Here is an 11,210-nt window from a genome sequence, read left to right on the forward strand (position 1 = left end):
GCTCAACCGGAATGTCCATCAGCGGATTGTCGAAGCTCTACGGAGATTTCCGCGCCCTGGACTCTATCGACCTGACGATCGGGGCAGGGGAGTTCATGACCCTGCTCGGACCGTCCGGATCAGGCAAGACGACACTGCTCATGACCCTGGCGGGCTTCACCCGGCCGACAAGGGGCCACATCCAGATCGCCGGGCGCGATCTTGCGGCGGTTCCGCCGCACAAGCGCAATTTCGGCATGGTCTTCCAGCACTATTCGCTGTTCCCGCATCTGAACGTCGCCGAGAACGTGGCCTATCCCCTCCGGATGCGGCGCATGTCACGCGCCGATACCGAAGAGCGGGTCGCCCACGCGCTCGACCTCGTGCAGCTGCGCCACCTCTCCGACCAGCGTATCGGCAACCTGTCCGGCGGTCAGAAACAGCGCATCGCGCTGGCCCGCGCCATCGTCTTCGAACCCGACGTGCTGCTGATGGACGAACCGCTTTCGGCGCTCGACAAGAACCTGCGCGAGCAGATGCAGTTCGAAATCCGCAGCTTGCACGACAGGCTGGGCATCACCACCGTCTACGTCACCCATGACCAGCGCGAGGCGCTCACCATGTCCGACAGGATCGCGGTCATCAACCGCGGCCGGATCGCCCAGCTCGGCACGCCCACCGATCTCTACAACCGCCCGGCCGACAGCTTCGTGGCCGAATTCCTGGGCGAGTCGACCCTCCTTCCGGTCGATCGCACGGGCGAGGGCTATTCCCTCTCCGGTCAGCCGCTGCGCCATGACCACGCGGCGCCCGATGCAAGCTACCTGATGGTCCGCCCCGAAAAGCTCGAATTCTGGGAGCCCGAGCTCGAACCCACCCACAACCGCTTCACCGGCACGGTCGAGCAGAAGGTCTTTCAGGGCGACAGCCTGCAGATCCGCATCCGCCTGGCCAGCGGCCAACAGATCGTGATGCGCCGCTCCGCAAGGCGCACCGTGCTCGACCGGATCGGCGAGGGTGGCGCCGACATCGCGCTGGCCCTGCACGCCGAGGACACGGTCCTGGTTCCGGACGGTGCCGCATGACCGCACAAACCGACACGGCCCCGGCTGCCTCCCCCGACACCGAGGACAACACGCGCAAGCTTGCCGCCGCCGGCCGCGGCGAAACCTTCCGCCATTTCGCGCTGACCTTCCCGGCGCTCTTCCTGATCGTCGTGCTGGTCTTCGGCCCGGTCGGCTGGCTCTTCTGGCTCTCGCTGATCGAGGACGGCCAATTCTCGCTGGCCCATTACCGACGCATGTGGACACCCACCTATGTCGAGATCTTCAGCCAGACCTTCCGCATCAGCCTGCTCGTCACCGGCCTCGCCATCCTCGTTGGCTACCCGCTGGCCTACCTGATGAGCCAGCTGCCCAGGCGCATCGCCGGGCTGATGATGATCTGCGTGCTGCTGCCCTTCTGGACATCGCTTCTGGTGCGCACCTACGCCTGGATGGTGCTGCTGCAACGGCGCGGCCTGATCAACGACGCGCTGATCGGCACCGGCATCATCGAGCGGCCCCTGGCCCTCGTCAACAACCTCACCGGCACGGTGCTGGGCATGCTGCACATCATGCTGCCCTTCATGATCCTGCCGCTCTTCGCCAGCCTGCGCACCATCGACATGACCTACATGCGCTCGGCCTCGAACCTCGGCGCCTCGCCGATCCGCGCCTACTGGACGGTCTTCTTCCCGCTCTCCCTGCCGGGGGTCTTCGCCGGGGCAATCCTCGTCTTCGTCCTCTGCCTCGGCGTCTACGTGACCCCGGCGCTACTGGGCGGCGGCAAGGTGATGATGGTGTCGATGAAGATCCAGCAGAACGCCGCCCTCTATTTCGACTGGGGCGCCGCCTCGTCGCTCGGCGTGGTCCTTCTGGCCATGACGGTGGTGCTGTTCTGGGGCCTCAGTCGGCTGACCCGCATCGAAACCATGTTCGGAGGTGGATGATGCTGCAAGGCAATGCAACCGACACCCAGATCACCCACCTGCAACGGCTGTGGCTCTACGTCCTGTGCGGGCTGATCCTGATCTACCTGGTCTTCCCGATCTTCATCGTGGTGCCGCTCTCCTTCTCCGACAGCCGCTTCCTGCGCTTTCCCCCGAAAGAGCTGTCGCTGCGGTGGTACACCAACTTCATCACCTCGCCGGAATGGCGCGAGGCGATATGGGTCTCGATGCGGGCGGCCGTCTATACCACGCTGCTCGCCACGCCTGTGGGCGTGGCGGCGGCCTGGGGGCTGGCCCGCTCGCGCCTGCCGGCGGCCCGGCTGCTCGTGCTGGCGGTGATCAGCCCGCTGATCGTGCCGGTCATCATCACGGCGATCGGCCTCTTCTACCTCTATGCCCGGCTCAACCTTGTCCACACCATGACCGGCATCGTGCTGGCCCATACCTGCCTGGCCATCCCCTTCGTCTTCGTCACCGTCTCGTCGGCGCTCAGCAATTTCGACATCGGCTACGAACGCGCCGCGCGCAGCCTCGGCGCCTCTCAGCTGCGTGCCTTCATGACGGTCACGCTGCCTCAAATTGCACCGGCGGTGATGTCCGGCGGGCTCTTTGCCTTCTTCACCTCACTGGACGAAGTCGTGATTTCGTCGATTATCTCGGGCGGAGAGAACACGACTCTCACCAAGAAGATGTTCAGCGGCCTCCGAGACGAGCTCGACCCGACCATCGCCGCGGTCTCGTCGTTCCTGATCGGGGTCTCCCTCGTAATCCTGCTGCTTGCAGTAATGATGTCGAAAGGACGCAATGATGACTAAGGCAATGGCCGACACGATCCTCGTGAACGGCGACATCGTCACGATGGATCCGCTCTTGCCGCGCGCCACGGCGCTCGCGGTCCGCGACGGAAAGATCCTCGCCATCGGCGGGGATGACGACATCACCGACCTCAAGGGCCCCCTGACGCAGGTGATCAACGCCGGCGGGCGCATGGTTCTGCCGGGCATGCAGGACACCCATATCCACCTGCAGGACAGCGGCTACCAATACAGCGCCATGGCCGACCTGACCGGCGCGGTGACCCATGACGCCCTGCTCGACAGGCTGTCGGACTTCGCCGCCGGGCATGACGGCGAATGGGTGCTCGGCGTGGCCTACGACACCGGCGCCTTTTCCGAGGCCAACCTCAGCCGCGCCGACCTCGACCGCGCCGTGCCCGACCGGCCCTGCCATATCCTGTCGGCCGATCTCCATTCCTCCTGCCTCAACACCGCCGGCTGCACCGCCCTCGGCCTCACCCGCGACACGCCCGACCCCGACAACGGCCTCTTCGCCCGCGACGCCACGGGCGAACCCACCGGCATGCTGCACGAAAGCGCGATGGATTGGGCCCACAACCGCATGCCCCCGGTCACCGACGACGACTACGTCAACGGCATCGCCGAGGCCCAGGCGCTGTGCCACCGCAACGGCCTCACCGGCGTGATCGACCCCCGCGTCACCGAACGCCACGCCCGCGTCTACCAGCGCATGGCCGCCGACGGCAGCCTCCGGCTCCGGGTCGGCGGGGCCGGCCTCGTCCTCCCCGAGCTCAGCGTCGAGGACAACGTCGCCGGTCTCGTCTCCATGCGCGAAACCTATTCCGGCGGCCTCTTCCACCTCCATTCCGCCAAGTTCTTCCTCGACGGCGTGTTCGAGAACCGCACCGCCGCCATGATCGACGGCTACCAGGACGCCGCCGGCGGCAACTACCCCCTGATGTTCGACCCCGATCACCTCAACGCACTCTGCGTCGCCTTCGACGCGCTGCGCTTCCAGATCCACATGCACGTGATCGGCGATTACGCGGCCCGCGCCGGGCTCGACGGGGTCGAGGCGGCGCTCCGGGCCAACGGCGCATGGCCCTCGCTGCATCAGCTCACCCATGTCGAATGCGTCCACCCCGCCGATATCGGGCGCTTCGCCGAGCTGGGCGCCGTCGCCAACATGCAATGCCTCTGGGCCCGCAACGCTCCCACCGTCACCAAGGTCGCGGTGCCGATGACCGGCGCCGACCGCTCGGCCGACATCTACCCGTTCGGCGCCCTGATCGACGCCGGCGCCACCACCACGCTCAGCAGCGATTGGGGCGTCTCCAGCCTCAACCCGTTCGAAATCATGGAAGTGGCGATGACCCGCCAGAAGGTCGGCCAGCCCGACGATCCGCCCTTCCACCCCGAACATCGCCTCACCCGCGAGGATGCGCTGAAAGGCTATACCGTCAACGCCGCCGCCGCGGCGTGGCGGCCCGAAACCGGCAGGCTCTCCCGCCACACCGCCGCCGACCTCATCGTCATCGACCGCGATATCCTGACCTGCGACACCTACGAGATCGGCGCGACCGAGGTGCTGCTGACCCTCTTCGCGGGCACCGAGGTTCACCGCTCCGAGCGGTTCAACGGTTAGCCGGCCTGCTCCCGGGCCGGCGCCTCGCCACTGCGCAGCTCTGCAATGAGCCAGTCACGCACCTGCGCAGTGGTCTCCCGCATCGGGCTGTCCGCCGCGGCCACCACGTGATAGTCGAGCCCGGTCAGGTAATCCCGGTCGCACAGCGTCACCAGCCCGCCCTGTTCCAGCTCGTGCTCGACGATATACCGCCACCCCAGCCCGATGCACTGCCCCTTGATCACCGCCTGCATCAGCAGCGCGTAATCCGAGAACCGGATCTCGGCCGCCCCGCCCGGCGGCGGAAACCCCATTTCGGAAAGGTACTTGGCCCACGGCACGCGAAGCTGCTGGTTGAGATGCCCCAGCGTGTGCCCGGCGAGGGTCTCGCCATCGAGGGTGCCATGCGCCGCCACATAGGCGGGGCTCGCCACCGGCACGATCCGCTCCTGTTGCAGAAACCACGCCTCGAACCCGTGATCGGCCTCCTCGGTCCGCCGCACCCCAAGGTTCGCGCCGTCCAGCGGCCCGACCGCCTCGTCATGCAGGATCTGGAACCGGATGGGGATATCGGCGAAGGTGCTGCGAAACAGGTCCATCCGCGGCATGAACCAGTGCATCGCAAAGGCCGACGTGACCGACAGCGTCACCGTGTCCGGGTCGGATTTCAGCCGCTCGATCTCCAGAAACGCATCCTCGATCCGGCGGAACCCGCCCTCGACCGCATCCGCCAGGATCTGCCCGGCACGCGTCAGCGTCACCCCGCCCGAGCGCCGCTCGAACAACCGCACGCCCAGGTCATCCTCGAGCTGCCGGATGGTCTTGCTGACGGCCGGCTGGGTGACGTTGAACTCCCGGCTCGCCTCGGAAAAGCTCAGCTTCCGCGCGGCGCTCTCGAACACGAACAACGCGCCGGTCGACGGCAATCTCGAACGCAGGGTCATCGGCAGGCATCCTCGGTGACTCGCACCAGGTTATCATAACCTCAAGTAATGAAGTAGTGAGAAATCGCGGCATGGTGCGAGGCGCGCGATTTAAATACCTTTCCGACCAGAAACACCGCGCCCGTCCGCCCAAGCGATCCCTGGTCACCCATGCACTCACGCCCTCGCTCCCACCCCCAAGCCCTCGCACCGACCCGGGCCGACCCGGCCCGTGGCTCGGGCATGGATGCGCTCCTGCGTCCCTCGGGCATCGCCCTCGTCGGCGCATCGAACCGGCCGGGCTCGCCGGGACGGGTCATGGTGGAACAGGCCCTGGGCGGCGGTTATGGCGGCGGAATTTTCCCGATAAACCCAAGGGAAACCGAGATTTCGGGCCTTCCCTGCCATCCCGATCTCGCCGCGCTGCCGGCCCCCGTCGACCTCGCCGTCATCGCCCTGGGCGAGGCGCGCACCGAGGCCGCGCTGGCCGATGCCATCGCCCGGGGCATTCCCGCCGCGGTGATCTTCGCCGGCTGCGACGGCACCGACGCCACCGGTGACGGCGTACTGGCCCGCCTCACCGCCATGGCGCGCGAGGCCGGAATGGCGCTTTGCGGGCCCAACAGCATGGGGCTCGTCAACCCGTCCTTCGGGCTCAACGTGATGGCCTACGCGCCCCGCGTCGCTCTAAGGCCTGGTAATATCGCCCTGATCGCGCAATCGGGCTCCGCCTTCAGCGCCCTGACCTACAATCACGACCGTCTGGGCTTCTCGCTGGCCGTCTCCACGGGCCGCGAAATCGCCACCCGCAGCGAAGATTACCTGCACTGGGCGCTCGACCGGCCCGAGACCGGCGTCATCGGCCTCTTCCAGGAAACCGCCCGCGACCCCGACCGCTTCCGCGACGCGCTCGACCGGGCCGAGGCCCGTGGCATCCCCGTCGTCATCCTCAAGGTCGGCCGCAGCGAGGTGGCGGCCCAATTCGCCGCCAGCCACAGCGGCGCCATCGCCGGCAACGCCGCCGCCTACGAGGCCGTCTTCCGCGCCCATAACGTCATCGAGACCCACACGCTCGACGACTTCGCCGCCTGCCTGCAGCTTTTCTCCCATGTCGACCCGCTTGCGCTGCCCGACGGGCGGCTTTCCGGCGTCCACGATTCCGGCGGCGAACGCGAGATGGTCGTCGACCGCGCCGAAGACCTCAACGTGCCCTACGCCGTCCTCTCGGAACACACGAAAGCCCGCCTCAGCGAAAACCTCGACGCCGGCCTGCACCCGGAAAACCCGCTCGACGCCTGGGGCTCGGGGCAGGATTTCGAACCGAAAATCAACAACATGATGAACGCCCTCATCACCGACCCCGATGTCGGCGTGCTCGGCCTCTTCGTCGATATCCGCGACGGCTCGTGGACCTCGGGAACCTGCGTCGCGGCCCTCGCCAACGCCTCCGCCGCCAGCGGCAAGCCGGGCGTCGTGGTCAGCAACTTTTCCGGCGTGAACCACGCGGTGATGGCCAGCGACGCCATCGCGGCGGGCCTGCCCGTCATCGAAGGCACCGACGAGGGCCTCAGCGCCATCCGTGCGCTCTTCGACTGGCGCGACGCCCGCCGCCACGCGGCAACCGCCGACCCCCTCCCGCATGTCGCCCCCGGCATCGCCGCCAAGTGGCGCCTCCGCCTCACGAAACCGGCCCCCCTCGACGAGGCCGAAGCCCTCTCGCTCCTGGCCGACTACGGCATCCCCACCCCCCGGCTCGCCCGCATCTCCGGCCCGGCCGACATCGACGCGGCCGTCGCAACCGCCGGCCTGCCGCTCGTCCTCAAGACAGCCGCCCCCGGCGTGGCCCATAAAAGCGACGTGAACGGCGTCATCGTCGGCCTGCACACCACCGACGAGGTCCGCGCCGCCTATGCCGACCTCTCCGCCCGGCTCGGGCCTCAGGCGATCGTGGCCGAGATGGCCCCGAAAGGCGCCGAACTGGCCTTCGGCATCCTCCACGATGACAGCTTCGGCCCCCTCGTCATGCTGGCCACCGGCGGGATCTGGATCGAACTCCTCAAGGATCGCACCGTCGCCCTGCCGCCCTTCGGCCCCGCCGCCGCCCGCCGCATGATCGACCGCCTGCGCCTGGCCGCCATGCTCACCGGCGCCCGCGGCCGCCCCCCGGCCGATCTCGATGCCGTGGCCGACGCCCTCGCGCGCCTCTCCCGCCTCGCCGCCGATCTCGGCGACCTGATCGCCGAGATGGATGTGAACCCGGTGCTGGCAGGCCCCGGCGGATGCTGCGCCGTCGATGCCCTGCTGACGCCCCGGACCCCCAGCACATAACCGAAGGACAGACGATGGATTTCACCTTCACCGACCACGAACGCGCCCTCTCGAAACGCGGCCGCGACTTCTTCGAGCAGGTCCTCGAACCCCTCGAAGTCGTCACCGACGAGCACGGCGAACTCCCCGACGCCGAACGCGCCCCCCTGCGCCAGAAGGTGCGCGACTGGGGCCTCGCCGGCATCAACCTCGACAAGGATCACGGCGGCATGGGCCTGTCCATGGTCGAACAGACCCTGATCGAGGAACAGCTCGGCCGGGTGACCAACGGCCTCTGGTCCGCCGTCTGGCGCGCGCCCGTCAGCCTGAAATTCGGCACCGACCGGCAGATCGAGGAGTATCTCATCCCCTCCGCCGGCGGCGAACGCCGCGGCTGCTTCGCCATCACCGAGCCCGGCGCCGGCTCCGACCCGCGACAGGTCCAGACCCGCGCCGATTTCCGCGACGGGCACTGGCGGCTCAATGGCGAGAAGTGGTTCGTCACCTCCTACAACGCCAGCGATTTCATCATCGTTCACGCCCATGTCGACGGCGACCCAGACAAGCCCACGCTGTTCCTCGTCGACAAGCCCGATTACTACACCGCGCCCCCCAACACGACGCACAGCCGCTCGCCCAAGTTTATGCACAACTTCGCCTACGACCACGCCGAGCTGGTCTTCAACGACACCCCCGTGCCCGCCGACAAGATGCTGGGCGAGGTGGGGCAGGGCTTCGAGCTGACCAAGGACTGGTTCGTCGAGGCCCGTCTCCAGATTGCCTCGCACGCGCTGGGCGCCGCCACCCGCGCCGCCGAAATCGCCAACGCCTACGCCACCGAGCGCCGCCAGTTCGGCCGCGCCATTCGCGATTTCCAGGCGATCGAGTTCATGCTCGCCGACATGGCGGTCGAGCTTTACGCCGCCAAGTCCATGCTCTTCCGCGTCGCCGCCGAGATCGACAGCGGCGCCGACCGCTCGTTGATCCACTCCCACGCCAGCGCCCTCAAGCTGCACAGCTCCGAGGTGGCGGGCCGTGTCGTCGACAAGGCGCTGCAGATCCTCGGCGGGCGCGGTTACATGCGCGAAAACCCCGTCGAACGCCTCTACCGCGACATCCGGGTCGACCGCATCTGGGAAGGCACCTCCGAGATCCAGCGCAACGTCGTCGGCGGCCGCCTGCGCAAGATGGGCATGTCGCTTTACAGCGACGTGGCCTGATGGCGGCCCCTATGCATAGCCCGCACACAGGCGACATCTTCACCGGCGGGGCCTGGCACCCGCCGCTCGGCCGGGCGGTACAGCGCGTCATCAACCCCGCCACCGAAGAGGTGATCGCCGAGGTCGCCCTGGGCGACACCCGCGACCTCGACCGCGCCGTCGCGGCGGCCCGCGCAGCCTTCCCCGACTGGTCCGAAACCAGCCGCCAGACCCGCCTCGACCTGCTCCGGTCGGTGCTCGACATCTATACCCGCCGGATCGGCGATTTCGCCGCCGCCATCACCGCCGAACTCGGCGCGCCCCGCTCCCTCTCCGAAGACGCACAGGCGCCCGCCGGCGTGGGCCACCTCCGCGCGGTGATCGAGGCGCTCGAAGCATTCCCCTTCGAGACCCGCCTGCCCAATGGAGACCTGATGCTGCGCGACCCTGTCGGCGTCTGCGGGCTCATCACGCCGTGGAACTGGCCGATCAACCAGATCGCGCTCAAGGTCGCCCCGGCGCTGGCGGCGGGCTGCACCATGGTGCTCAAACCCAGCGAGTTGACACCGCTTTCCGGCCTGCTCTACGCCGAGGTGCTGGAAGAGGCGGGCGTGCCGCCCGGCGTCTTCAACCTCGTCAACGGCACCGGCCCCGAGATCGGGGCGGCCATGGCCGCGCACCCGGATATCGACATGATCTCCTTCACCGGCTCGACACGGGCCGGCAAGGCGGTGCTGCGCGGCGGCGCCGAAACCGTCAAGCGCGTGACGCTCGAACTGGGCGGCAAGTCGGCCAACATCATCTTCGCCGACGCCGACCTCGAAACCGCCGTTGCCAGCGGTGTGAAAACCTGCTTCCAGAACACCGGCCAATCCTGCGACGCACCGACCCGCATGCTGGTCGAGCGCTCCGCCTATGACCGTGTCGTCGCCCTGGCCGCGAAAGCGGGGTCAGAGGCCACGGTCGGAGACCCCGAACAGCCCGGCCCCCATATCGGCCCGCTGGTCAGCGACCTGCAATTCACCCGCGTGCAGGAGCTGATCTCGGTCGGCATCGCCGAAGGCGCGCGGCTGGTCACCGGCGGCCCGGGCAAGCCCGAAACCTGCCAGCGCGGCTATTTCGTCCGCCCCACCATCTTCGCCGACGTCACCCCCGACATGCGCATCGCCCGGGAAGAGATCTTCGGCCCGGTCCTCGTCATCCTGCCCTTCGACACCGAGGCCGAGGCGATCGCCCTGGCCAACGACACGCCCTACGGCCTGGCCTCCTACCTCTCCACGGGCGACCCCGACCGGGCCATGCGCGTGGCCCGCGCCATGCGGGCCGGCACCTGCAACGTCAACGGCGCCTATTTCGGCGCGGGCAGCCCTTTCGGCGGCTTCAAGCAATCCGGCCTCGGCCGCGAGGGCGGCGCGCTCGGCATCGAGGATTTCACCGAGGTGAAGGTGCTCGCCATCTGACCGCTCTTGCTGGCATACTGGCCGCCGGGGCACCTGGCCCCGGCAGGCAGATGGCAGGCGGAAGGATACACCATGAGCCTTTGCAGCGACGCGCTGATGGTTCTCTTCTACGACATCGAGGGCGACAGCCGCGATCACGACGCATGGCACAGCCACGAGCATTTTCGCGAACGTCTCTCGGTGCCCGGCTTCCTTCGCGCCACGCGCTGGGTTGCGGCGGGCCCGGGCCCCGAATTCATGGTGACCTACGAGGTCGACAGCGTCGATGTCGCCACCTCCGGCGCCTATCTCGACCGCCTGAACGACCCCTCCGACTGGACGAAATCCATGATGCCGCGCTTCCGCGGCATGGTGCGGGGCTTCTGCCACGTCGTCGCGGGCGCGGGGCTGGGCCTTGGCCATGTCGCCGCCGTCGTCCGCTTCGCGCCCGAAGCGGGGCAGGGCGGGGCGCTGTTCGACCGGCTGCGCGATGACGTGCTGCCCGGCCTCGCCGCGCGCCGCGGCATGGCGGGCGCGCACCTGCTCCGGCCCGCACCGCCCCCGCCCATGACCCGCGAACAGGCCCTGCGCGGCACCGACCGGCCCTTGCCCGCGCTGCTGATCGCCACCGCCTATGATGCCGCGGCCCTCGATCAGGCCGTCCGTGCCCTCCTGCCGCCCGAGGCGCTCCAGGCGACGCGGGCAGAGCCCCCGGCCGAAATCCTGACCTACACCATCGCCCACACCGCCACCGCCGCCGAGGCGCGCCCCGGCGGCTGACCCCGCGCCACCGAACGCCGTTGCGCCGCCCGCGCCCTGGCCGCGCGCCGCGTTAACCCCGCGACATCGGACAAAAATACCGACGTAATACCGACGTAATACCGACGCGATACCGACCCGGCTTTTCCGTTGTTAACCAGCCATTTGACCCCGATTCGGGCCCCGATCCCGG

General features: G+C 68.4%; 9 protein-coding genes. 8 read left to right on the top strand and 1 reads right to left on the bottom strand.

What is annotated here, in order from left to right:
• Positions 1 to 11: 11 nt before the first annotated feature.
• The 4 genes from RIdsm_RS06055 to RIdsm_RS06070 are packed head-to-tail and all read left to right on the top strand — an operon-like array spanning position 12 to position 4,411.
• On the top strand, positions 12 to 1,064 hold the full coding sequence (locus RIdsm_RS06055; protein ID WP_057814492.1) for an ABC transporter ATP-binding protein: 1,053 nt from the start codon (positions 12 to 14) through the stop codon (positions 1,062 to 1,064).
• Entirely contained in the window at positions 1,061 to 1,969 is a 909-nt protein-coding gene (locus RIdsm_RS06060) for an ABC transporter permease (protein WP_057814494.1), read from the top strand. Before RIdsm_RS06055 ends, RIdsm_RS06060 begins: the two co-directional genes overlap by 4 nt.
• Entirely contained in the window at positions 1,969 to 2,784 is an 816-nt protein-coding gene (locus RIdsm_RS06065) for an ABC transporter permease (RefSeq protein WP_057814496.1), read from the top strand. Before RIdsm_RS06060 ends, RIdsm_RS06065 begins: the two co-directional genes overlap by 1 nt.
• Positions 2,777 to 4,411 (top strand): amidohydrolase, encoded by a 1,635-nt coding sequence (locus RIdsm_RS06070; protein ID WP_160325820.1) that lies wholly within the window; start codon positions 2,777 to 2,779, stop codon positions 4,409 to 4,411. Before RIdsm_RS06065 ends, RIdsm_RS06070 begins: the two co-directional genes overlap by 8 nt.
• On the opposite strand, the gene RIdsm_RS06075 is transcribed toward RIdsm_RS06070, so the two are convergent.
• Positions 4,408 to 5,334 (bottom strand): LysR substrate-binding domain-containing protein, encoded by a 927-nt coding sequence (locus RIdsm_RS06075; protein ID WP_057814499.1) that lies wholly within the window; start codon positions 5,332 to 5,334, stop codon positions 4,408 to 4,410. The two genes, RIdsm_RS06070 and RIdsm_RS06075, sit on opposite strands and share 4 nt — an antisense overlap.
• Positions 5,335 to 5,556: 222 nt before the next feature.
• Here RIdsm_RS06075 and RIdsm_RS06080 point away from each other — a divergent pair, with 222 nt between their 5' ends.
• The 4 genes from RIdsm_RS06080 to RIdsm_RS06095 all read left to right on the top strand — a co-directional run bounded on the left by RIdsm_RS06080 (position 5,557) and on the right by RIdsm_RS06095 (position 11,038).
• Positions 5,557 to 7,641 carry an acetate--CoA ligase family protein gene (locus tag RIdsm_RS06080; protein ID WP_057814500.1) on the top strand — a complete coding sequence of 695 codons (2,085 nt, stop codon included), beginning with the start codon at positions 5,557 to 5,559 and terminating at the stop codon, positions 7,639 to 7,641.
• A 14-nt stretch (positions 7,642 to 7,655) separates the two neighbouring features.
• The gene (locus RIdsm_RS06085; RefSeq protein ID WP_057814502.1) at positions 7,656 to 8,840 is read left to right on the top strand and encodes an acyl-CoA dehydrogenase family protein; all 1,185 of its coding nucleotides are present in this window, start codon (positions 7,656 to 7,658) and stop codon (positions 8,838 to 8,840) included.
• An 11-nt stretch (positions 8,841 to 8,851) separates the two neighbouring features.
• Complete coding sequence (locus RIdsm_RS06090) at positions 8,852 to 10,279, top strand: aldehyde dehydrogenase family protein (protein WP_057815081.1); 1,428 nt, start codon at positions 8,852 to 8,854, stop codon at positions 10,277 to 10,279.
• 72 nt (positions 10,280 to 10,351) lie between these two features.
• Positions 10,352 to 11,038, top strand: a complete 687-nt coding sequence (locus RIdsm_RS06095; protein WP_057814504.1) for a hypothetical protein — start codon at positions 10,352 to 10,354, stop codon at positions 11,036 to 11,038.
• Positions 11,039 to 11,210: the final 172 nt, after the last annotated feature.

The organism is Roseovarius indicus (assembly GCF_008728195.1).
Lineage (GTDB): Bacteria > Pseudomonadota > Alphaproteobacteria > Rhodobacterales > Rhodobacteraceae > Roseovarius > Roseovarius indicus.